The 23,775-nt window shown below is 29.7% G+C and carries 27 protein-coding genes; 8 read left to right on the top strand and 19 right to left on the bottom strand.

The window, feature by feature from the left end:
* Positions 1-5 precede the first annotated feature (5 nt).
* Positions 6-1,310, bottom strand: a complete 1,305-nt coding sequence (locus tag ABXT56_RS02165; RefSeq protein WP_415300849.1) for an NAD(P)/FAD-dependent oxidoreductase — start codon at positions 1,308-1,310, stop codon at positions 6-8.
* 40 nt (positions 1,311-1,350) lie between these two features.
* Positions 1,351-3,135 carry a sulfoacetaldehyde acetyltransferase gene (gene xsc, locus ABXT56_RS02160; RefSeq protein WP_415300848.1) on the bottom strand — a complete coding sequence of 595 codons (1,785 nt, stop codon included), beginning with the start codon at positions 3,133-3,135 and terminating at the stop codon, positions 1,351-1,353.
* 109 nt (positions 3,136-3,244) lie between these two features.
* On the opposite strand from xsc, the gene ABXT56_RS02155 reads away from it, so the two are divergent.
* The 3 genes from ABXT56_RS02155 to ABXT56_RS02145 are packed head-to-tail and all read left to right on the top strand — an operon-like array spanning position 3,245 to position 5,794.
* A complete protein-coding gene (locus ABXT56_RS02155; protein WP_415300846.1) occupies positions 3,245-3,529 on the top strand; it encodes a UxaA family hydrolase in 285 nt (94 codons plus the stop codon).
* Positions 3,530-3,534: 5 nt separating this feature from the next.
* A complete protein-coding gene (locus ABXT56_RS02150) occupies positions 3,535-4,701 on the top strand; it encodes a UxaA family hydrolase (protein ID WP_415300845.1) in 1,167 nt (388 codons plus the stop codon).
* A 19-nt stretch (positions 4,702-4,720) separates the two neighbouring features.
* The gene (locus ABXT56_RS02145; protein ID WP_415300843.1) at positions 4,721-5,794 is read left to right on the top strand and encodes a YeiH family protein; all 1,074 of its coding nucleotides are present in this window, start codon (positions 4,721-4,723) and stop codon (positions 5,792-5,794) included.
* Positions 5,795-5,814: 20 nt separating this feature from the next.
* Here ABXT56_RS02145 and tviB read toward each other — a convergent pair whose 3' ends face one another.
* The 14 genes from tviB to ABXT56_RS02075 all read right to left on the bottom strand — a co-directional run bounded on the left by tviB (position 5,815) and on the right by ABXT56_RS02075 (position 18,644).
* Positions 5,815-7,083 (bottom strand): Vi polysaccharide biosynthesis UDP-N-acetylglucosamine C-6 dehydrogenase TviB, encoded by a 1,269-nt coding sequence (tviB, locus tag ABXT56_RS02140; protein WP_415300841.1) that lies wholly within the window; start codon positions 7,081-7,083, stop codon positions 5,815-5,817.
* 30 nt (positions 7,084-7,113) lie between these two features.
* Complete coding sequence (locus ABXT56_RS02135) at positions 7,114-8,190, bottom strand: sulfite exporter TauE/SafE family protein (RefSeq protein ID WP_415300839.1); 1,077 nt, start codon at positions 8,188-8,190, stop codon at positions 7,114-7,116.
* A gap of 111 nt (positions 8,191-8,301) precedes the next feature.
* Positions 8,302-9,423 (bottom strand): non-hydrolyzing UDP-N-acetylglucosamine 2-epimerase, encoded by a 1,122-nt coding sequence (gene wecB / locus ABXT56_RS02130; protein WP_415300837.1) that lies wholly within the window; start codon positions 9,421-9,423, stop codon positions 8,302-8,304.
* A gap of 146 nt (positions 9,424-9,569) precedes the next feature.
* Positions 9,570-9,692 carry a hypothetical protein gene (locus ABXT56_RS02125; protein WP_415300835.1) on the bottom strand — a complete coding sequence of 41 codons (123 nt, stop codon included), beginning with the start codon at positions 9,690-9,692 and terminating at the stop codon, positions 9,570-9,572.
* Positions 9,693-9,759: 67 nt separating this feature from the next.
* Complete coding sequence (locus tag ABXT56_RS02120) at positions 9,760-10,110, bottom strand: hypothetical protein (protein WP_415300834.1); 351 nt, start codon at positions 10,108-10,110, stop codon at positions 9,760-9,762.
* 18 nt (positions 10,111-10,128) lie between these two features.
* Positions 10,129-11,988, bottom strand: coding sequence for an adenylyl-sulfate reductase subunit alpha (gene aprA, locus ABXT56_RS02115; protein WP_415300832.1), 1,860 nt, complete (start codon positions 11,986-11,988; stop codon positions 10,129-10,131).
* A complete protein-coding gene (gene aprB, locus ABXT56_RS02110) occupies positions 11,988-12,458 on the bottom strand; it encodes an adenylyl-sulfate reductase subunit beta (RefSeq protein ID WP_415300830.1) in 471 nt (156 codons plus the stop codon). Before aprB ends, aprA begins: the two co-directional genes overlap by 1 nt.
* A gap of 25 nt (positions 12,459-12,483) precedes the next feature.
* Entirely contained in the window at positions 12,484-13,278 is a 795-nt protein-coding gene (locus ABXT56_RS02105; RefSeq protein WP_415300828.1) for an adenylyl-sulfate reductase, read from the bottom strand.
* Positions 13,279-13,392: 114 nt separating this feature from the next.
* Positions 13,393-13,791: an HIT family protein gene (locus ABXT56_RS02100; RefSeq protein WP_415300826.1), complete on the bottom strand. Its 399-nt coding sequence runs from the start codon at positions 13,789-13,791 to the stop codon at positions 13,393-13,395.
* Between the two features lie 5 nt (positions 13,792-13,796).
* Positions 13,797-14,567 (bottom strand): aminotransferase class IV, encoded by a 771-nt coding sequence (locus ABXT56_RS02095; RefSeq protein ID WP_415300824.1) that lies wholly within the window; start codon positions 14,565-14,567, stop codon positions 13,797-13,799.
* Positions 14,530-15,087 (bottom strand): aminodeoxychorismate/anthranilate synthase component II, encoded by a 558-nt coding sequence (locus ABXT56_RS02090; RefSeq protein ID WP_415300823.1) that lies wholly within the window; start codon positions 15,085-15,087, stop codon positions 14,530-14,532. Before ABXT56_RS02090 ends, ABXT56_RS02095 begins: the two co-directional genes overlap by 38 nt.
* On the bottom strand, positions 15,084-16,247 hold the full coding sequence (locus ABXT56_RS02085; RefSeq protein ID WP_415300821.1) for a chorismate-binding protein: 1,164 nt from the start codon (positions 16,245-16,247) through the stop codon (positions 15,084-15,086). The genes ABXT56_RS02090 and ABXT56_RS02085 overlap by 4 nt, the downstream gene beginning before the upstream one ends.
* Before the next feature lie 4 nt (positions 16,248-16,251).
* Positions 16,252-17,472, bottom strand: a complete 1,221-nt coding sequence (locus ABXT56_RS02080) for an MFS transporter (RefSeq protein WP_415300819.1) — start codon at positions 17,470-17,472, stop codon at positions 16,252-16,254.
* Positions 17,469-18,644 carry a trans-sulfuration enzyme family protein gene (locus ABXT56_RS02075; RefSeq protein WP_415300817.1) on the bottom strand — a complete coding sequence of 392 codons (1,176 nt, stop codon included), beginning with the start codon at positions 18,642-18,644 and terminating at the stop codon, positions 17,469-17,471. Before ABXT56_RS02075 ends, ABXT56_RS02080 begins: the two co-directional genes overlap by 4 nt.
* A 165-nt stretch (positions 18,645-18,809) precedes the next feature.
* Between ABXT56_RS02075 and ABXT56_RS02070 the strand changes: the two genes are divergently transcribed.
* Positions 18,810-19,508, top strand: a complete 699-nt coding sequence (locus tag ABXT56_RS02070; RefSeq protein ID WP_415300815.1) for a hypothetical protein — start codon at positions 18,810-18,812, stop codon at positions 19,506-19,508.
* Here the strand turns inward: ABXT56_RS02070 and mnmA are convergent.
* The gene (gene mnmA / locus ABXT56_RS02065; RefSeq protein ID WP_415300813.1) at positions 19,505-20,620 is read right to left on the bottom strand and encodes a tRNA 2-thiouridine(34) synthase MnmA; all 1,116 of its coding nucleotides are present in this window, start codon (positions 20,618-20,620) and stop codon (positions 19,505-19,507) included. The two genes, ABXT56_RS02070 and mnmA, sit on opposite strands and share 4 nt — an antisense overlap.
* Positions 20,621-20,662: 42 nt before the next feature.
* On the opposite strand from mnmA, the gene ABXT56_RS02060 reads away from it, so the two are divergent.
* Positions 20,663-20,842: a DUF3553 domain-containing protein gene (locus ABXT56_RS02060; RefSeq protein WP_415300811.1), complete on the top strand. Its 180-nt coding sequence runs from the start codon at positions 20,663-20,665 to the stop codon at positions 20,840-20,842.
* On the top strand, positions 20,839-21,603 hold the full coding sequence (locus tag ABXT56_RS02055) for a 3'(2'),5'-bisphosphate nucleotidase CysQ family protein (RefSeq protein WP_415300810.1): 765 nt from the start codon (positions 20,839-20,841) through the stop codon (positions 21,601-21,603). Before ABXT56_RS02060 ends, ABXT56_RS02055 begins: the two co-directional genes overlap by 4 nt.
* A 128-nt stretch (positions 21,604-21,731) precedes the next feature.
* Here ABXT56_RS02055 and ABXT56_RS02050 read toward each other — a convergent pair whose 3' ends face one another.
* Positions 21,732-22,286, bottom strand: a complete 555-nt coding sequence (locus ABXT56_RS02050) for a regulatory protein RecX (protein WP_415300808.1) — start codon at positions 22,284-22,286, stop codon at positions 21,732-21,734.
* Positions 22,287-22,323: 37 nt separating this feature from the next.
* Between ABXT56_RS02050 and ABXT56_RS02045 the strand changes: the two genes are divergently transcribed.
* Together ABXT56_RS02045 and ABXT56_RS02040 are read left to right on the top strand one after the other, a co-directional pair.
* On the top strand, positions 22,324-22,797 hold the full coding sequence (locus tag ABXT56_RS02045; protein WP_415300806.1) for an ABA4-like family protein: 474 nt from the start codon (positions 22,324-22,326) through the stop codon (positions 22,795-22,797).
* Entirely contained in the window at positions 22,769-23,365 is a 597-nt protein-coding gene (locus ABXT56_RS02040; protein ID WP_415300804.1) for a 2-hydroxychromene-2-carboxylate isomerase, read from the top strand. The genes ABXT56_RS02045 and ABXT56_RS02040 overlap by 29 nt, the downstream gene beginning before the upstream one ends.
* Position 23,366: 1 nt before the next feature.
* On the opposite strand, the gene ABXT56_RS02035 is transcribed toward ABXT56_RS02040, so the two are convergent.
* Positions 23,367-23,750 (bottom strand): rhodanese-like domain-containing protein, encoded by a 384-nt coding sequence (locus ABXT56_RS02035; protein WP_415300802.1) that lies wholly within the window; start codon positions 23,748-23,750, stop codon positions 23,367-23,369.
* Between the last annotated feature and the right edge of the window lie 25 nt (positions 23,751-23,775).

The raw sequence follows: 23,775 nt of genomic DNA, 5'->3' as shown, positions 1-23,775 counted from the left end.
ATAAACTATATCTCAGATTTAGCTCTTAATCTTTCATAAAATAATCTTGTTTTTATTCCAATATCTAAAAATTGTTTTGGGGGTAACCAATTGGGTTTTTTTCTTAAATTGATTAGTTCAATTTCAGAACTATTATTTCCACTAGCTTTGATCGCTATTTGTTCACCAAACAAAGTTCCAACACCTATACCAGAACCATTATAACATCCTGCAATATATATGTTATTATTAACTTTTTCAAAAATTTGAGAACTATTTCCACTTCTTGACACTATACCTGACCAACTAGATTCAATAATATCACTTGGTAATGTTGGGAATCTTTTTGTTATTCCAACTTTATGGTTTATAGATCTCTTTCTTAATTCTTCATTCGACATTTTAAATGGACTGTGAACTTCAACTGTATTTCTAATTAAAATTTTTTTATCCTTGGTTATTCTAACTGTTGCGCCCATAGATCTAACTGGTAATACACCCCATTCTTTAGGTTCCCCTATTGATTTAAATTCACTGTCAGACAAAGGTCTTGTCATACTTGCTGTTAATGTGAGTGGAAAATTATAATTAGATTTTAAACCTAGAGATTTTAAAAAACCATTTGTACAAAAAATAATTTTTTTAGTTATTATTTTATAATTATTAAATTTACAAATAATTGTATCACTATTCTTTGACCATTCATTTAATTGAGTGTTTTCTAGTAGCTCAACATTAACGGATAAGGTGTCGATCATTGCTCTTACAAGTTTTCCTGGATGTAATAAAATTCCACCTTTGGTATAAAGGGCTAAGTTATAAAATTTTGTACCTAATCTCTCTCCCAAATCATCTTTTTCTACAATATTATGTTCAAAGTTTAACTTTAATAGAATTTTACTAAAATTTTCTAATATCTTTCTGTCTTTTTTATTTGAAGAAGCAAAATATTTTCCACTTTCATTCCAATCACAATCAACCTGATATTCCTTAATAAATTTTTTTACAACATTTATTCCTAATTTATAAATGTCTGTCTTCTTTTTATAATTAGAGACTTCTTTATTTGATGTAAAACCATCATTAAGAGTGGTATCAACTAAATATCCAGAGTTTCTTCCGCTTGCACCCTCACCTGCTAATTGTGCATCAACAATAATGATTTTTTGATTTGGGTGAATTTCCGATAATTTTCTAGCAGCGGATAAACCTGTGTAACCAGCACCAACTATTAACCAGTCGCAAGACTTATCTTTATCTAAAGTTTTTATATTAGATCTTCTATCAAGATCATTAATCCAACTACAACTAGTATCATTCACTACTTTCATGTAGTTAGATTATGACAGATATGGTATTTTTTAAAAGACCTTAAGATACCAAAGAAGGTTGTTTGATCATGTCTTCTTTTTTGATCCCTGCAACTTTAACTGGTTTTTTCATAGCATCTCTTCTAAAAGGCTCACCCAGTTCTTGGTTAAGAATTACTTCAATAAAAGTTGTAATTCCTTTCTTTTGATCTTCACATGATTGCTTGATAGCTGCTGTAGTTTCTTCTAATGTACGAACCGTAACGCCTTTTAAACCACAAGCATCAGCAACTTTTGCATAACTTAATTCTGGATCAAGTTCTGTTCCAACAAAGTTATCGTCAAACCATAAAGTTGTGTTTCTTTTTTCAGCTCCCCATTGATAGTTCCTAAAAATTACCATTGAAATTGCTGGCCATTCTTCTCTAGCACATGAACTCATTTCGTTCATGCTAATGCCGAATGCACCATCACCTGCAAAACCAATGACTGGTGTATCAGGACAACCAATTTTTGCACCAAGAATTGCTGGAAAACCGTATCCACAAGGACCAAATAATCCCGGTGCTAAATATTTTCTACCTTTTTCAAATGTAGGGTAAGCATTTCCAATTGCACAGTTATTTCCAATATCACTTGAAATAATTACATCATCAGGCATGCCAGCTTGAATTCCTCTCCAAGCTTCTCTGGGGGACATTCTATCTGCATCTCTTTTTCTAGCTTCTGCATTCCAAACTGTACCTTCATCATCATCTTCATGGTCTAGACTTGATAATTCTTGTAACCAAGCAGATTTAGTTTGGTGAATAGTATTTTTTCTTTCTTCTCTATTGGTGTCTCCAGCTGTTGAAGAGAGTTGAGCTAAAATTTGTTGAGATACTAATTTTGCATCTCCACAGATTCCAACTGATACTTTTTTAGTTAAACCAATTCTATCTGAATTCATATCAACTTGAATAATGCTTGCATCCTTGGGCCAATAATCCATGCCATAACCAGGTAAAGTTGAGAAAGGATTCAATCTTGTACCAAGAGCAAGAACAACATCAGCTTTCTTAATTAATTGCATTCCAGCTTTTGATCCATTGTAACCTAATGGTCCGGCAGCTAGTGGGTGACTTCCAGGAAAACTATCATTATGCTGATAGCCTGAACAAACTGGAGCATCTAATTTTTCAGCTAATTTTTTACAATCTTCAATCGCCCCACCAATTACAACACCAGCACCAGATAATATTACTGGAAACTTTGCATTTGATAGTAAGTCTGCTGCTTTTTTAATTGCATCAACGCCACCTGCCTGTCTTTCTAATCTAACAATTGGAGGAAGATCTATATCAATAACTTGTGTCCAATAATCTCTTGGAACATTTATTTGTGCGGGTGCTGATCCTCTTATCGCTTTTTCAATTACTCTATTTAATACTTCTGCCATTCTTGAAGGGTCTCTAACTTCTTCTTGATAACAAACCATATCTTTGAATAAATTCATTTGTTCTACTTCTTGAAAACCACCTTGACCCATAGTTTTATTAGCAGCTTGAGGTGTGACTAATAATAAAGGAGTATGGTTCCAGTATGCAGTTTTAATTGGTGTAACAAGACCTGTTATACCAGGACCATTTTGAGCAATTACCATTGACATTTTACCAGTTGATCTAGTGTAGCCATCTGCAATTAAACCACCATTAGTTTCATGAGCAACATCCCAAAAAGTTATTCCAGCATCAGGAAAAATATCTGATATAGGCATAAAGGCAGATCCTATAATTCCAAAAGCGTGTTCAATTCCATGCATTTGTAAAACTTTTACAAAAGCTTCTTCTGTTGTCATTTTAGTCATAATTAGGCCTTCCTGCTTTTATTGTTGAAAAAATTTATAAATAATTTGTTAATTTTAATGATTAATATATAAGATTTAAAAAATTTCAAATAAACAAATCGACACAATTATGGCTACAGACATTATTATACATGACGAAAAAGACAACGTTGGAGTAGTTGTTATTGACAAAATCACTTCAAAACAAAATTGCTCATGCTGGATTATGGAAAATGATAAGACGGTTGAAATTCAATCAGTAGATGAAATTCAATTAGGACATAAAATTGCAATGGTTGACCTTAATGAAGGTGATACTATTTTGAAATATGGTCATGATATCGGAAAAGTAGTTAAATCAATCAAGAAAGGTGAGCATGTTCATGTTCATAATGTAAAAACGAAGAAGTGGTAAAAAATATGGAAATTCCAAAAAGTTTTTTAGGTTATAAAAGAGAAAATGGCAGAGTTGGTACTAGAAACCATGTAATCATCCTACCTGTAGATGATATTTCAAATGCTTGTGCTGAAGCTGTAGCAAATAACATTAAAGGTACAATTGCCCTTCCTCACTCTTATGGAAGACTTCAATTTGGCGCTGATTTAGACTTACACTTTAGAACAATGATTGGGACTGGAAAAAACCCTAACGTTGCTGCTGTAATTGTTATTGGAATTGAACCTAAGTGGACAAAAAGAATTGTAGATGAAATTGCTAAAACTGGAAAACCAGTTGAAGGATTTCATATTGAGAGAACTGGTGACATTGGAACAATTATGAAAGCTTCTAAAAAAGCTCAAGAATTTGCAATGTGGGCTTCCGAAAAACAAAGAGAAGAATGTCCTTTAAGTGATTTATGGATTTCTGTTAAATGTGGTGAGTCAGATACAACATCGGGTCTTGCTGCTAACCCAACAGTTGGAAACTTGATGGATAAATTAGAGCCATTAGGAGTTCATTTATGTTTTGGTGAAACTTCAGAGTTAACTGGTGCTGAAAAAGTTTGTGCTACACGTGGTGCAAGTCCGGAAGCTTCCGAAAAATTTATGAAAACGTGGAGTGATTACAACGATTTTATTCTAAAAGAAGCAACAGATGATCTTTCAGAAAGTCAGCCAACCGCAGGAAATATTGCAGGTGGATTAACAACAATTGAAGAAAAGGCATTTGGAAACTTCCAAAAAATTGGAAATTGTAAATTTATAGATGTTTTAGAACCAGCTGAAGAACCTACTAAAGGAAAAGGATTATACTTTATGGACACTTCATCTGCAGCAGCAGAATGTATTACACTACAAGCAGCTGCTGGATTTAACATTCATTTATTCCCGACAGGTCAAGGTAATATCGTAGGTAACCCTATAGAACCTGTTGTTAAGCTAACTGCCAACCCATTAACTGTAAAAGGTATGGGAGAACATATTGATTGTGATGTTTCAAAAATATTATCACGTGAAATGAATATGTCTGAAGCAGGTGATGAATTAATAAAATCAATGATTAGAGTTGCTAACGGAAGATTAACTTGTGCTGAAGCATTAGGTCATAAAGAGTTTGTTATGACTAAACTTTACAGAAGTGCTTAAAATTTTACTATATTAAATAATGCTATTTAAAAAATACCTGGCTATTGCACCAGGTATCATTTTAACTTTTGTTCTCTACACATTATCTCAAGGTTTAAATAATATTATTGGTATTGAATTATTAGGTTACGATAAAAGCCCAATATCAACAGCCATGATAGCAATTCTAATGGGTATTGTGCTTGGAAATATTTTTCAAATGAGAGAAGGTTTCTTGCTTGGAATAGATTTTACTCAAAAATATATTTTAAAACTTGGAATAATTTGTCTTGGAATTCAATTAAAACCTTTCGAATTCTTAAAATTTGGTTCTATAGCCATACCTTTGATCATTGTCTGTATCATAAGTGTATTAATTGTAGTTAAGTTATTAATTAAAAAATTAAAAATATCAACTAGAATGGCTTACTTGATATCAATTGGTAGCACTGTCTGTGGAACTACAGCAATTATGGCAACGGCACCAGTAATTAAAGCAAATAAGAGTGAAGTTGCTTATGCTATAGCTAATATAACTGTCTTTGGAATAATCTCAATGTTAATCTATCCATATTTTGCTAATATATATTTTAATGGTGATCCTTTATTTGTAGGATTATTTTTAGGAACAGCTATTCATGAAACTTCACAAGTTGCTGCAGCTGGATTAATTTATGACCAGCAGTTTAATAGTCCAGAAACACTAAATATTGCAACTATTACTAAATTAATCAGAAATACTTTTTTGGTAATAATGATACCTCTTTTTGCTTATTTATATAACAGAAATACAACTAAAAATAAAAACTACTCTATACTTAATATATTTCCATATTTTGTTTTAGGTTTTATTGCAATGATAGTCTTTAGAAATACAGGGGACCAAATATTTTTATCTGAAAGTTTAGGTCAAATTTGGAAAGATACTGTATCAAATATCAAAGACTCTGCTAAAATATTTTTAAGTATGGCAATGGCTGCTATTGGACTATCAACAAATCTAAAAGATATTAAAGTAATGGGTTATAAACCTTTTATTGTTGGTTTTATTGCAATGATAACAGTTGGATTGGTTAGCATAATCACAATGCAACTATTTACAAATTTATACTAAGTGTAAAAAATTAATAAAGTTTATAATCTACCATCTGACTCACTGGCTTTGAGTAAATATTTTATATCATATAATATATGATTACTTTTTCCAAAAGCTCTAATTTGTTCTGAAGTTAATGCTTTAAATTCGTCATGTGCAACAGCTAATATAATTGCATCATATTTACCTTTTGTTGGTTCATCTATAGGTTGTATATTATGAATATTAAAAAATTTATTTTTATCAACCCAAGGATCATAAGTGTCTACTTCACAATTAAAACTTTTAAATTTTTTTATTAAATCAATAACACGTGTGTTTCTATGATCGGGACAATTTTCTTTGAAAGTTAATCCCATTATGAGGATATTAGAATTTATTACCTGAATACCTTTTTTACTCATAAGTTCTGTTACTTGTTCTGCCACATATGATCCCATATTATTATTTAATTTTCGCCCAGCTAATATCATTTCTGGATTATACCCAACTGCTTTTGCTTTGTGTGTGAGATAATAAGGATCTACTCCAATACAATGTCCTCCTACTAATCCTGGTTTAAATGGTAAAAAATTCCACTTTGTACCTGCAGCTTTTAATACTGATTCAGTGTCAATATTGAGTTTGTTAAAAATAAGAGCAAGCTCATTTATAAGTGCTATATTTAAATCTCTTTGAGTATTCTCAATAACTTTAGCTGCTTCAGCTACTTTAATACTATTTACCTTGTGTGTTCCTGCAACTACAATCTCCTTATATAACTCATCTATTTCAGTAGTAATTTTAGGAGTTGAACCTGAGGTTATTTTTTTTATGTTAGTAATTTTATGTTCTGTATCTCCTGGGTTAATACGTTCGGGTGAGTAACCACAATAAAAATCTTTATTAAATACTAAGCCTGATTTACGCTCAAGAATTGGTACACATACTTCTTCTGTAGCACCTGGGTATACTGTTGACTCATATATAACAATATCACCTTTTTTAAGAATAGAACTTACTAGTTCACTAGATTTTTCTAGTGAGGTTAGATCTGGTCTATAATGCTGATCAATTGGAGTTGGGACTGTAACAATAAAAATACTACAATTTTTAAGATCATCTTTACTTACTGTAAAACTAAGATGAATAGCGGCATTAAATTCATGTTTTTTTATTTCAAGTGTTAAATCATTTTTTTTTTCAAGTTGAATAATTCGTTCTTTATCAATATCAAAGCCAATCACTTTACGTTTTTTACCAAATTCTATTGCTAGTGGTAAGCCAACGTAACCTAATCCGATTATAGCTATTTTTTTATTTTGCATATTTTCATCTACTTAAATTAATTAATTAGTTTATTTTTTAAAATATTTCTTTCGCAAGTTTGAAAAAAACTTTCTAATAAATGCAGCCGCAACTCCTAAAGTAACAGCAAATATAATCGAGAATAATCCATATAAAATTGGCATCTCAACTGATAGTTTTTTAATGACTATTGATAAGGGGTTTAAATCATTAATATCAATCTTGTTAACTTCATTTGTAACGTGTTCTGCAAAAAAAGTATCATAGGCAATAGCTATACCAACCAATAATAATAAAACTGCTAGAAGAGTTTTAAGACCAGCACTATTTACAAACTCACCTAACTTTTGTCCCACTTGAACACCAACAATAGATCCCAGTACTAACATTGTAACTAAAATTAAATCAATAGATCCATAATTAAATGCATGTAAAAAAGTAACAATAACACTTACAAAAATGGTAACAAATAAAGATGTGCCAGGAATTAACTTTGTGGGCATTCCAATTATATAAATCATAGCAGGCACTAAAATAAATGCACCACCTATACCCATGATTGCTGCGATAAATCCAACTATTAGACCTATAATGATTGGGGTAAATGCACTTTCATACAGTTTAGATTTTGGAAAACGCATTCTTAAAGGAAGGCCGTGTATCCAATAGTGAACGTGCAGTTTTTTTTTAGTTATAATCTTTTTTCTTGCTTTATCTATTTCACCTAAACCTTCAACCAGCATTGCGGTACCTATAATTGCCAAAATGTACATATAGGCTAGTGAAATAACAATATCAATTTTTCCAATTCCTTTAAAATAAGTAAAAGTCCAAATCCCGAGAAGAGTTCCGAACACACCTCCTACTACAATCATTAAGCCCATCTTATAATCAAGAGTATTTTTTAAATAATGTGTAGTTGATCCTGAAACTGAAGTTGCTAAAATGTTGTTTGCTTCATTTGCAACTGCATATGTTGGTGGTACTCCAAGAAAAATTAAGAAAGGTGTCATTAAAAAACCACCTCCAACACCAAAAAGACCCGAAAGAACTCCAACAATCCCACTTAAAGAAAAAATTGCTATTATATTTACTGATACTTCTGCTATTGGAAGAAAAACTTCCATGAATTATACCTTTTACTTTTTAAAATTATTAATATCTAAATATTCTTCAATGTTATTCTTGTCAATAAATAGATTTATTTAAAGAATAAATTACATCATTCTCATTCTTCATTAATTTGCAAGTAATTCAACTATTCGTCCACATGCTTTGCCGTCACCATATGGATTATGTAATAAACTCATTTTTTGATATTCTTTTTTTTTATCTAAAAGATTATTGACTGAGTTAACTATTTTTTTGATATTTGTTCCTACTAACTTAACAGTTCCAGCTTCAATCGCTTCCGGTCTTTCTGTGATATCACGCATTACCAAAACAGGCTTACCAAGTGAGGGTGCCTCTTCTTGAATACCTCCTGAATCTGTAAGAACAATATATGATTTTGAAATAAGATATTGAAATCTAATATAATTTAACGGCTTAAGTAAAATAATATTTTTTATACTTTTTAAAATTTTATTTACTGGTTCTTGAACATTAGGATTTAAATGTACTGGAAAAATTATTTGTATATCTTGATTTCTTTTAGCAATTTCTGAAAGAGCTTCACAAATACGCTTAAAACCTTCTCCAAAACTTTCTCTACGATGACCTGTTACTAAAATAATACGCTTATTAAAGTCAATATATGAAAAATCTGAATCTAAATTTCTTTTGAGCTCTTTATCATTTTGTATTTTATTTTGAACCCAGAATAAAGAGTCAATAACCGTATTGCCTGTAACATAAATTATATTTGGATCAATGTTTTCTTTTAAAAGATTTTCTTGAGCAGATAAAGTTGGGGCAAAATGATATCGTGTAATAGTAGATGTCATCTTTCTGTTTCCCTCTTCTGGCCATGGAGAGTATATTTGTCCAGTTCGCAACCCAGCTTCTACATGCGCTATTGGTATTTGTTTATTGTATGCAGCTAAAGCTGATGTTAAAACTGTTGTTGTGTCTCCTTGGACCAAGACAATATTTGGTTTAAATTTTTCTAAAATATCGTTTAATCCAGAAATTATTTTTACAGTAATATCATTTAATCCAATTCCAGTTTTCATAATATTAAGGTCATATTCAGGAATAATTTCAAATAATTCCAAAACATCGTCTAGCATTTCACGATGTTGTGCAGTTATACAGACTTTAACACTAAATCTTTTATCACATCTGAGAGTTTTAATTAAAAGTGATAATTTAATAGCCTCTGGACGTGTACCTAATACTATTAATATTTTCTTAGTCATCTTTTTTTATTAAACATGATTGATCTACATTTTTCATAAAACAAGAGAATACAAAATATCATGTTAATTTAATGATATAAAGAAATTTATCCTAGGTTTTGATTGAAATATTATTTGTTAATTTAAGTTTAATTTATTCTTTATGACTAAAAAGAAATAAAAGTGCCAACAAGAATTATTCCCCAATAGGCAGACAATCCTAAAATCACACCAGTTTTTAATTTATTATTTCTGATTTCAGAAGGTAGTTTTTTTAGTAGATCAGGCATTGATAATTCTGATTATCATGAAAGTCGTATTTGTCAAATAATACTTTACAGTAACCTATTATCAATATTAATAGATTGTTGCTCCAAAAACTTTTATATCTTCACCTTCGACACCAAGAACTAATCTTCCTAGGAACTCACCTTCTATCTCTTTACTTTTCTGTTTAAATAATACTGTTATATTTTTACCTCTTCTTAGACAGCCAAAAGCCTCATAATCTTCTGATAAACTTGTTAATAGTTTATTGTTAGACCATTGTTTTCCAAGTTCTACCTCGTTTGCTCCAAATAACATTTGAGTACCAAAATCTTTGGTAAAGCCACCATAATCTTTCATATTTGAAGTTTTGACAAGGTTATCCCAAATTGGATTGGCAATCGCTATAATCTCATCATCAGATTTCTCTAAAAGATTCATAATTTAAGTCTAACTATTTTAAGAAGCTTTTTTCTTCTCGTTCTCGTCAACTATATGGTAAACAGGTACTTTTTCTAGTGAGAATTTTCCAGTTTTTGGATCACGTCTAGAAACTGTCAAGCAATGCCAATTATCATCATCAAGTTTCATATGGTCACCTCTGTAATAATAACCAGGCCAACGAGTTTCTTCACGGAACATAGTGTGTTCAGTTACACATTGAGAGGTTAAAGCTCTGTGTTTTAACTCCCAAGCTCTCATAAGTTGGTGTAAGTCTTCAGCACCTACTTTTTCTAAATCTTCCTCTAACCAAGCAAGTAATTCTAAGCCTCTCTTAAGCATATTACCATTAGTCATATAATTAGTTGCAATTCCCCCAACATACTCGTCCATAATTCTTTGTAGACGTTGAAGGCCTTGAATAGGTGAAATGTAACTTGGTGAAACTGTTCCACCTGTAATTTCATTTTGAGCTACTTGATAAGTTTCTAAAGGTTTAAATATAGCAGTTTTAAAGTCTTCACACTGTTTATCTGTAACTTTAATGCCTTCTGCTTTTTTATCCTCAATATATTTTACAGCAGCTTTTGCAGCTAAACGACCTTCAGTAAATGATCCTGACGAAAATTTATGAGCACTTCCACCTACAGTATCTCCTGCACCAAAAAGACCATCAATTGTTAACATTCTGTTATAACCCCAGAAATATTCTGGTGGAGATAAATCTTCAGGTCCACTAACCCAAGCACCAGAACATGTTGCATGAGAACCCATAACATAAGGTTCTGATGTAGTTAATTCAGGGTTTGTGTATTTGGGATCAATATTTTGAGAAGCCCAAACGACAGCTTGACCAACAGTCATACCTAAAAAGTTTTCCCAACCAACAGTCTCTAAGTGTGGATCTTGAAAAGCTTCAGTTGTAACCATATGAATTGGTCCACCGCCTGCAATAGTTTCTTGAATAAATGCATGGTTTCTTAAACATGTAGGAGTTGGATGGTGATCTATGTATTCACCAACTAACTCTTTAGTTTGATCATACCATTTCTTCTCATAGTTCTCTCCATTTGCATTTTGAGTATATGTTTTAAGGTGCAAGAAGTATGCTCCAACTGGACCATATCCATCTTTAAACCTACATAACACAATTCTATTTTCCATTTGTGTCATTTTAGCTCCAACAGCAATAGGTAATGCATAAGCAGAACCATTACTCCATGGTGCGTACCAAGTTCTTCCCATTCCTTCTCCAACTGCTCTTGGTTTGAAAATGTGAGATGCTCCGCCTGCTGCAACAATTACAGTTTTTGATCTAAATACATGGAAGTCACCAGTTCTCATATTGAAACCAACAGCTCCACCTACTCTATTTTTTTGAGCATCATCCATTAAAAGATGAGTAATCATTATTCTGTTATAAATTTTATCAGCTGATTTTTTTGCAGCTTCTGCAACGATTGGCTTGTAACTTTCACCATGAATCATGATCTGCCATTTACCTTCTCTAAGGTAACGACCTGTTTTTTCATTTTTCATCATTGGTAAACCCCATTCATCAAACATGTGAACAGTTGAATCAACGTGACGGGCCATGTCGTAACCTAAATCTTCTCTAACCATTCCCATTAGATCATTACGTGCGTATCTTACGTGATCTTCAGGTTGGTTTTCACCCCACTGCATACCCATATAACAGTTAATAGCGTATAAACCTTGAGCAACTGCTCCACTTCTATCGATATTAGCTTTTTCAACACAAATAATTTTCATGTCTCTTCCCCAGTGTCTAGCCTCAAAAGTAGCACCAGTTCCTGCCATACCACCACCAACAACTAGAACATCGCAATCCTCAAAATGTGTTTTATGTTTAGCCATTAGTAGTAAACTCCTTTTTTAAAGGTATCTTTTGATACTGATGGTAATTTACCATCGATATTTAAACCATTAGGCTCAGTGTAAAGCATTTGAGAATTAATCTCACCCTGGTTAGGTTTTTCACCTTCAGCTAATTTAGGAATAAATTTTCCCCAAGGTTTTGTTGTAATTGGAGATACAAAATCTTTTGTAGTTCCATTTCTAAATTTAATTTTCCAAGAGATAGTTCCTTTTTCTTCTTCACGTCTAACCCTAACACTATGACCCATAGGAGCAAAATCAGCATAACCACGAACATCAATTGCATGATTTGGGCAAGCTTTTACACAAGAATAACATTCCCAACAAAAGTTTGGCTCAATATTTACTGCTCTTCTAATATTTTCATCGATGTGCATTATATCTGATGGACAAATATCCACACAGTGACCACATCCATCACATCTCGTCATGTACACAAAAGTTGACATATTATATTACCTCTCTCTCTTTATCTTAATAGTGTTTTGGTTGTTCTCTTTTAATTCCTAATCCAAATTGTTTTGGTGCATCGGCTAATGGAGGAAGATTGTCTCTCGATCCATCTGCTTCTGCTAAGTTTTTTTGGATTGCTGCACCAGGCTTATAAATCATATGTGCAAATTTTGACCAATAAACTCCCCCAAATAAAACAATGTTTGAGGTAATAAATAAAACTAAAAATATATATCCTAATCCTGTTGATCCTGAAGATTGAAAGTAAGACCAAGCAAGTCCAGTAGTTGCACATGCAAGAAGTGCTAGAACAAACAAGTCTGCTTTAATAATCCTGTACCAAGGATGAGCTTCTGCAAGTACATCCACTCTTAAAAATAACCAAAACCAGTATCCACCCACACAAGTCATTATTGCTCCAACATGCCAAATTATAGGCCATATTGTTGGTGCGGTTATTCCTATTCCTGTATAACCAAAAACTAATACTACTGATGAAACCCAAAATAAGATAGTTCCATACATCCCCATAACGTGAGCAACTCTTCTTTTGCCTGCACCTAGTTCTGCAGTAGTTGCAATATCATGGACTACAGTTTTTAAAATAATTGCTGTTTTTTCACCAGCACCAATTTCTCTTTCGGCAGCTAATTTTGCTTTTTTTGCATTATTAAAAAAATAAGTAACATTTTTATGATGTATCATTTGAACAACTGTTCCAATGACGATTAAACCCAACATTATTAAAACAAAGCCTTGAATAACTGATGGAGAAATTGATTCTGCTAATGTAGAAAATGGACTAATTGACATCATGTTAATATTACCCTTTATTGCAATTTTTGTTGAATCTTAATTTTGAGTTTTTAATATAGTTGAAATGATAGATCAACCGTTATTAGGTGCGCTATTTATCAATCAAAATACAACTTACGCTTTACGTTTATAATGTTGTTTTAACGGGATAACTGATCTTACACCACCTTGTGGATTTTCAACATCATCTTTTCTTCTTGGAATTAAGTGAATATGACAGTGCATAATTGATTGTCCTGCAATAGCACCAGAATTTGTTCCAATATTGAACCCTTCAACTGAAGGATCTTTTAATAATATTTCTTCTTTAATTTTTTTAATGAGGTTATTGCAAGCAATCACTTCGTCATCACTTAAATCAAAATAATCCCTAACATGACGCTTCGGAATTATTAAACAGTGAAATTCAGACACAGGATATGTGTCATAACTAGCAAAAGCAAACTCATTTTCAGCACTTAAACCACTTTGTTTAGAGTTGCAAAATAAACAAGGATTGTTTGGGTCAAACATAAATATTATTTATATATAGAACATTTGTTAATTTCACTTTTATAAAGACCAGATAGTATTTTATAAAATTTTAAGCTTTTTCTCTTCCAGTTAATTTCATTAATATTTTTTATTGATGCAACACCTTTTCCAGAACCAACAAGAAGAATTTCATTATATTCAGATAAAGTTTTGATCAAGATATCCTTGCTAAAAATATTACCTAATTTTTTATTAAAAAAATTATAAGTAATACCTTTGTAAATATTATTTATTGGAGAGTACACTTTATCATTTTTGATAAATAGTATATTTGAAGTTCCACTTTCTAAAATAGTATCCTTATAACAAAGACCAACATCTGAAGTGGTGTTATCCATTTTAGACAAATGTTTTAATATAAAGCTATATTTAAGATTTTTATACTTAGGGTCAAATCGTTTGTAATTAATAAGTTTTAAATTAAAATTTAATTTTGGGGTTTTTCTATTTCTCAATGAAATTGATATCATTTTTTTATTTACAGCAACTCTAAGAAGATGGTTGTAAGATCTTTTTTTATCAATATTTAATTTGATTAATTTAAGAATATTTTTTTCAAGACTTGGAGTATTTAATTTATAAATTTTTAAAGACTTTATTAAATTTTTAATATGTTTTCTAAAAAAAAGTATCTTAGTTGGTTTTCCAAAAATCCACATAGTAGTGAACACACCATTATCCCCCCAAAGATCTTTAAAATTAATTTCTTTGTAAGTTTTATGTTGATAAGATTTTTTTAATAAGTAAGTTACCATTTTCAGTTAAAAAAGATTCAGGATGAAATTGAAAGCCATATATTTTTTCTTTATTATTTTCTATTGTCATTGCAGTGTTTGAAATAGCACACCTCATTGTTATTTCAAAATTTTTTACGCTAAAAGGCTCTTTTAATTTTAGAGAGTGATATCTACCAACAGTGAATTGACGATTTTTTTTGAACAATGAGTTTCTACTGATTACTTTTATTTTAGATTGAAAACCATGATAGATTTTTTTTTGCTCAATTATTTTTCCATTTTCACAATGTAAAATTTGTTGAAAACCAAGACAAATACCAATGATTTTTTTTTTACCTTTATATTCTTTATAGATTTGTGAGCTAATAGGATAATCTTTCGGAGCACCTGGGCCTGGTGAAAAAACAATAATATCTGCTTTTTTTAATTTATTTTCATTTATTCTATTAAAATCTGTACAAACCACTTCATCGAAATTTTCAAATTGATGAACTACATTGTGAGTAAAAGAGTCTTTATGATCAATAATGTATATCATTTATAAAGATCCATTAATGATTTTGCTTTAATGTAGTTTTCATTAAATTCATGAGATGCATTACTATCTATTACCACTCCTGAGGCTACAGAAATTTCTGATTTACCTTTAAAATTTAATATTGATCTAATAATAATATTAAATCTCATATCTCCATTATACTTAAAATATCCAAAGCTACCTGTATAAATATTTCTGCTTTGTTTTTCCTGCTTATTTAATAAATTTAATGTGCTAATTTTTGGACATCCAATTACTGATCCACCTGGCATCATTGCCTTTATAATCTCTAATGAGGTAACTTTATTTTTAAGTTGTCCTCCAATTAAACTAACGTAATGATAAAGATCTTTGTATTCCTCAACTATCTTTTTCTTTAAGATTTTTACTGAACCAGATTTGCAAATTTTAGATAAATCATTTCTTTCCATATCAACAATCATATTATGTTCTTTGGTTTCTTTTAAGTTTTTTCTAAAAAAAGTAAGTGCTTTATTTTTATTTAATTTTTTAGTTTTCTTTAAAGTACCTGCTATAGGTTTAGTTGTTATAAAATTATTTTTTTTTGTTATCAAATTTTCAGGTGAACAGCTTATTATAGAATAATTTTTATCCTTAATCATAAAAGCTTCAGGTGCCATATTACTTTTCACTAGTCTACCAAAAAAATCTAAAACATCTATTTTGGATTTATTACTGTATTTAGTGCAAATTTTAATTTGGTATGTTTCACCAGATTTTATTTTCTTTTTAAATTTATCAAATATAACTTTATACGATTTTTTATTGATATTTATTTTAAATAAATCGCTAGAATTTAATAATCTAGTTTTTTTATACTCCAAATTATTTGAAAGTTTTACTTTTGTTTCTGGTTTGTAAAATATCCCCTTTGGAAAATTTATTTTTTTTTGTTTTTTTATTTTTACGTCTACTAAGTGATTTAATATTTCGTAGCCAAAAAACCCAATAAAAAGATCTGTTTCTTTATGAGTAGATTTTATTTTTATATTTGTGTTAATGAATTTTTCAACATTTTTATTGTTTAAAATGATCTTTTTTGAAAAGTCAGTATAAAGATCAAACCCTTTATCTGATTTATAGATTATAAAGGGTTTTTTTGAATTATTTAAATCTAGTAAGTAATTTTTCTTATTCAATTTTCTATTCTGTTTTTAACCTTAAAACTGCTTCTTCTTTAATCGGTAAATGTATTATTGCTGCAAAAACAGATAAAGCAATTGCTAAATACCAAGCATAATCATAAGAGCCATATAAATCGTAAAATAATCCTCCAAGAAAAGCTCCAAAGAATGAACCTACTTGATGGCTTAAAAAAACTATTCCATATAATACACCTAAATATTTTGTTCCAAAAATATGGGCAACTATACCACTTGTTGCTGGCACTGTTGAAAGCCATAAAAAGCCAAAGCTTGCACCAAAAATAAATGCATTAATATTGCTTGCTGGTAAAAAAATAAATAAGATTATTGAAACGCCCCTTAATGCATAGATAGAACTTAAAATAATTTTTTTACTAATTTTTGTAGAAAGATATCCACTTAATAAAGATCCAAATATGTTAAATAGTCCAATTAAGGATAAAATTGCAGCAGCTGTCCAACTTTCTAAGCCTCTATCAATTACATATTTTGGAACATGAGTTCCAACTAGCGTTATATGAAAACCACATACAAAAAAGCCAGATGTAAGCAGTATGTAGCTTTTATTTTTAAAGGCCTCTTTTAGAGCATCAAAGGTATTTTGATCGTTAGGTTTTTCAATAGATTGAGCTAAAGAAGGAGATCTAACAAAAAAAGCCACTATAAGTCCAATAAATAAGAATATTGTGAATATAAAAAGTGTGTCCACCCATCCATTTTTAATTAACGAATAACTCGTATAAAGCGGAGAGATAAAATACCCCAAAGACCCAACAGCTGTAACTATACTCATTGCTATAGTTCTATTTGATAGTGGAAAGTGTTTTCCAACAATTGACATTGGAATACTAATAGCAGTTCCTCCCAAACCAATTCCAACTAGAAGTCCTAAATCTATTTGAAAAAAAATTCCAGTATTTGGGCCAGCATATAAAAAGTAAATTCCTAAAATGTAAAAGACAAAAGCTAAACAAATTGCTTTGTGTCCACCATATTTATCTGCAATAGCTCCAAATATAGGCCCTGTCAAACCCCACATTAACATCTGAATACCTATTGCTAATCCAGATTGAGTTATTGTAATATCTAAATCATTTTTAAAATCCATGAAAAAAAGACCAAAAGTCTGTCTAACTCCAAGAGAAATTAAAACTACAACACAGGCTGCAATTAGCGTTATTAAAGCTGTTTTATTTTTGATAAATTTTTCTGAACTCATTTAATATATTTAAGTGATTTTTTTAAATCATCAATGAGATCTTTTGGATCCTCTAAACCAATGTGTAATCTAACCAAGTGTTCGTCTTTTTCTAATTTTAGATACTCTCTATTACCTTGCTCACGTTTGTCTTGATATAACGCAAGGCTTTCAAATCCACCCCAGCTATATCCATAACCAAATAGTTTTAAAGAATTAACAAACTTAATTACTGAGTTTTTATTCTTCGATTTAATTTTTAAACCCATCAATCCTGAAGCACCAGAATAATACTTTTTCCACATTCTAAAGTTAAATGAGTCTTTTTTATGGGGGTATAAAAGTTTTATATTTTTATAATTAGATAAAAACTCAGCTATTTGTTTTGCACTTTTTTCGTGCTTATCTAGCCTAACATCTAAAGTTCTAAGTCCTCTTGTTATTAAATATGCATCATCAGGACCAAGTCTTAAACCTGTTATTTTATTTGCCTTATCAACTTGTTTAAAAACTTTTTTATTAACTGCTAAACTTCCACCCATAACATCTGAGTGGCCTGAATAATATTTCGTAGCAGATACAATAGACATATCAAATCCAAGTTTAATTGGTTTTAAAAAATATGGTGTCCCCCAAGTATTGTCAATTGCTGATAAAATTTTATGCTTTTTTGCAATTGATACTATTTTGCCTAAATCTTGAAAATCAAATGTGTTGCTTCCTGGATTTTCAACAAAAATTAATTTTGTTTTTTTTGTAATCGCTTTTTCTAACGTTTTTAAATCATGTGGATCATAAAAAACTGATTTTATATTAAATTCTTTTAAAAAATTTTGAGTTAAAATTCTAGTTGGTGAATATGTGGGGTCTGCTACGATAATCTCATCACCAGGTCGTACAACACTAAAAATAGATAAAAAAACTGATCCAAATCCAGTTGGTGTTACAAATACATGATAGCACTCTTCCATTTCTTTAAGTATTTGAGATAAAACATGGGTTGTTGATGTTCCTTGTCTTCCATAATCAAAATGTCCTCCTGTTGGATCTTTTTGGCTCTTATCCTGCATTTTCCTAATATCTTGCATGGATTTAAAGATAATAGTCGAGGCTCTCACTACAGGGGGGTTAACTGACTGATTATGGTAATCTTTTGCCGTATGTTTAAGAAAAGTCTTGAATGATTTAGTCATAAAAAATTTGATAAGTTAAAGGGACAATGCTATATCCCTCGAATTACGTCAATAAAATTATATATAGGATAATATGGGTTACCCAAAAAAGCATAGAGGTCGAAGAAAGCAGGGCTCTAAAAAAAGAAGAGCTAAAAGAAAAAATAAGAAAAAGTAGTTCTTTTAATGAACAAGTTTCAAAAAGTTAAATCCATTAGTATCTGGATATTTATAATTCCTTTCGTTGGAATCAATACTTGTTTAGTATTAATTACACAATTTCATGAATTATTTCCTGATCAAGAACATATAGTTCATAATTCATTATGGCCATATTTAGATGGAGGTCTCTCCATAAGTCGAGCAGCCAGACCTTATCCAAGCTGGTTAATTTTTAAACCAGCAATGTTTTTAACATCTTTTTTGCTTATAAAATATTGGTATTACAATAGAGATATTATATTAGATTTTGATAAAAATTATAAGCATATCAAAAAAATAATTTTTTTTGGTGTAGGGTCTGCTATTGCACTAACTATTCATTCAATATTTCTTGGGATTGAATTTGAAAACAGTTTATATAAATTATTTAGAAGAGTAATAATGTTATTATTTATTACATTTGAGATTACTGCTCAGGCTTACTTAGTTGCTGCTCTATACTCTTTTAAGAAAGAACTTACTAAATTTATAAATGTTAAGGTTTTAAAATTAAAATTGATATTAGTTATGACATTAATCATTATAGCAATAATTGCTGTTCCAATAATTGCCTGGCCTGGAAATACTTATAAATTTATAAAGCATGCACTAGAGTGGGATTATTTTTTAGGTATTATTTTATTTTATTTACTAACTTTTTTTATGTGGAAAAAAAGAGATTAGCTTTTAATCCATCCACCACCAAGAACTTTAAAACCCATATCGTTTTTTAGATAAAAAACACATGCCTGGCCTGGTGCAATACCGTGTTCTTCTTCAAGCAAATCTACATTTGCTGAAGTATTTGAAATATCAATTTTTGCTTTAATCAATCTTCCAGTAGATCTTACTTTTACCAATAGTTCTTTTGTAAAATCACTTTGATCTTTTGTTATAATATTAAAGTCTTTTAATTTTATCTTATTTTTAACTAAATTCTTTTTATCGCCAACAATAATTTCGTTTTTATCTGCAATAATTTTTACAACATATAAAGGTTTTTTATCAGAAATTCCTATTCCCTTTCTTTGACCAATTGTGTAATTAATAATTCCATCATGAACACCTATCACTTCACCATTCATATTTTTAATATTACCTTTGTTAAATGAATTTGGTCTAAACTTTTCTATTACAGAGGCATAATCACCATTTGGAACAAAGCATATATCCTGGCTATCTGGTTTATCCGCAACATTAAGATTGAGTTCTCTCGCAATATTTCTTGTCTCATCTTTAAGAAGATTTCCCAGGGGAAACCTTAAAAAGTTGAGTTGATCTTTCGTGGTGCTAAATAAAAAATAACTTTGGTCTCTATTCAAATCAATTCCACGATACATATCTGTGTTATTATTCTCTGTTACACTTTTGACATAATGACCAGTGACTAGAGCATCTGCTTTTAATCTTTTGGCTTCTTCAAATAAATCTGTAAATTTGACTGTTTTATTACATTGAACACAAGGTATGGGAGTTTCGCCATTTAAATAGCTATCTATAAAATTGTCAATAACACCTTCTTTAAATTTATTTTGATAATAAAGAATTTTATGTTCAATCTTTAATTTATCCGCTACCCTTTTGGCATCCATAATATCTTGACCTGCACAACATTGTTTAGAGGAAGCTGTCTCTTTACTGTCGTTATATAATTTTAAAGTAATGCCTATGACATTGTATCCTTCATTTTTCATCATAGCTGCAACAGTTGAAGAATCTACACCACCAGACATTGCAACAATAATTAAAGTATCCTTTGGTTCTTTAGCTATTCCTATTGAATTCAATTTTGTCATATTTAATGATATTTATTAGTATATTAGCTATAAGTAAATTAAATGATTTTAGACTATGAACCAGGCGATAAAGTCACTAATCCGAACCGTAAAGATTGGGGAATTGGACAAGTTCAATCAATAATAAATGGCAAAGTTACTATTAATTTTGAAAATGTTGGAAAAAAAGTTATTAATTCAAACATAATATACCTAGAAAAACTCTTAAAAAAGAAAATATGAATATAAAAAAAATTGTTGAAGATTTAATAGAGACTTTTTTAAAAGCTGGAGAGCTGTCACTTACTCTAAGGATAGAAGGTTTAAAAAAAGAAATTAAGTCTGACATGACCCCTGTTACCAATGGTGACTTAGAAGTTAATAAATTCATTACAAAAAAAATTTCCAAAATAACTCCAACAATACCAATAATATCTGAAGAAAATTCAGACAACAAAGATAATTCTAAATTGAAAGATTTCTGGCTTATAGATCCAATTGATGGAACTTATAGTTATATTAATGATTTAGATGAATTCACTATCAATGCTGCTTTGATTATTAATAATAAACCTGTGGCTGGATTAATTAATGCACCAGCTAAGAAAAGGTTATTTTATTCTTATGGAGAAAACAATGCTTATGAGTTAAGTAATGGAAAAACTATAAATCTAAGCAATAAAAATCTTAAAAAAAATAGACCTATTAAATTTATTTCTTATTCAAATAAAATTAAGCCTGAGATCCAAAAAATTTATCAAGACTTAGGTGTTAGCGAAAATATAAAAATGAAAAGCTCTTTAAAATTTTGTGTAGTTGCTGCAGGTGAGTTTGATGGTTATGTTGCTGAACCTAGGGCTTATGAATGGGACATAGCTGCAGGACACGCAATACTTTTACATTCTGGTGGACAAATAACAGACTTTGATGGTAATGAGATATTATATGGTAAAAAAGATTTGAAAAATTCAAGTTTAATTTTGAAAAGTAAAAATATGTTCTAATGGATGAACAGTTAAGAATAATTTTGATAATAATAGTGTCTGTTTCTATATTTGGTCTATTGGTTTTTGTGTTTGTTAGGAACTATATAAAAAATATAGTTTCTCAATTAGCTAAACAAAAAAAAAGATTAAAGTAATTTAATAATCTTTAAATATTCTGATTGATCAATATCCATAATTCTTTTTGAAGTTTCAAAATCAAAACCATTTCTTGCTAGAATTGAAATGTCCTTTTTATAAAATAAAGGCCTATTGTCTTCTGCTCTTGCTGGTCCTATTCTTTTTTTTTTACATATTTTAATTCCTGAAAAAAAATCTTGATCAAAATTATCTTCTTTAATTTTTTCTAATGTTTCTTTAATATAAACATCATTAATTCCTTTACCTATTAAATATTTTCTAATCTTGTTTATAGAGCTACCTCTTTGAATTAGGCTACGTGACTTACTTTCAGAATAAAACTTATCACTAATAAATTTACTTTTTTCAAGGTCTACCAAAACAATATCGATAAGATCAGTGATGTCTTGTTTTTTTACATTAGGAACATTTGCTTTAAGATATTTTTTTAACAAATAGGTTCTTAACTGTTGTTTGGAAGGTGCATATTTTTCAATATAGGCAAAAGAAAAATTGCGCATTTCTTCCATTGTAACCTCTAATGTTTTTTTTCTATTTCTCATGGGAATCATGTTATCTTGTAATATAATACACTAAAAAATGATCGCACAAATTTATACATACTTTACTATAGAGATGATTTTTATGTGGTTAAACCTTGGGGTTTTACCATTTTGGCTAATATTAATAATTTTCCCTCAATCGCAAATTTGTAGAGTTTTTATTACATCAATTTTTCCAATTTTTATTTTAAGTTTTGCTTACAGTTATTTACTCTATTTGTTTTATAATGAAGGTTACGATTTTATTAGAAATTTTGAACTTTATCTTGGCCTAGATGCTGTTAGTAATTTATTTACTGATAAATCATTTATAATTTTATTTTGGCTACATTTTTTAGCAATAAATTTATTTTGTGGTGGTTGGATTGTTAGAGACTCTCAAAAATTTGGCATAAATAAAATCCTATTATCATTTCCACTTTTAATTACATATTTTATTGGGCCTATTGGTTTAACTTTTTATTGGTTCATAAGAATTTTTTATGCAAAAAGAATTAATCTTTATGACTAAAGAGATTGATTTCTATTTTGATTTTATAAGTCCCTACTCTTATCTGGTGCACCAAAAAATTAAATTTATTAAGAGTGTTAATTTTAATTATAAACCAGTTCTTGTAGGTGGTCTTCACAACTTACAAGGAATAACGGCACCAGCTTTTATCAAGCCTAAACTAAAACATATGATAAGTGATTGCAATTTGATTGCTATAAAAGAAAAATCTAATTTTATTTGGAATTCTAAATTTCCTATTAATTCATTAAATATCATGCGTGGTTATCTTTTTATTAATAATGAAGTTAAAAATTTGTATTTAAATGAAATATTTGATGCTTATTGGAAAGAAAATTTAGATACTTCTAATGTAGAAATTTTAAAGTCTATACTTAAAAAATGTAAAATTAATCCAAATAATTTCTTTAATGGTATAAAAGATACTAAGATAAAAGATGAATTAAGAATTGTTACTCAAGAAGCTCATGATAAAGAAATATTTGGCGTACCAACATTTGTTGTTAATAACAAAATATTTTGGGGACAAGATAGATTAGAGTTTGCTTTAGATGAATATAATAAATAGTTTAAACTATTTTAAAATTACTTTGACTTATTGCTGCAAAACCACCATCTATATGTGATACTTTTTTAAAACCCATTTCTTTTAATGCTTTAGCGGCTAGGGCTGATCTTAATCCACCAGCACAAAATAAAACCATTTCTTTATTCATATCAATTTTTCCACTTTTAAAATAAGGACCATCTGGGTCTAACCAAAATTCTAACATTCCTCTAGGTATGTGATTTGAATTTTCAATTTTACCGGTTTTATCTAATTCACCTTTTTCTCTAATATCGATTAGCGTACATTTGTCTTCATTAGATAGCTTTAATGCTTCATCAGCAGTAATGGTTTTCACTTCAATCAATGCTTCAGAAACTAGAGTTTGTGATGATTTAATAGACATAATACTGTAAAAACATAACTATAAA

The sequence above is a fragment of the Candidatus Pelagibacter sp. Uisw_134_02 genome (genome assembly GCF_047720265.1).
GTDB lineage: Bacteria > Pseudomonadota > Alphaproteobacteria > Pelagibacterales > Pelagibacteraceae > Pelagibacter.
This window is presented reverse-complemented; position numbering and strand designations above follow the sequence as displayed.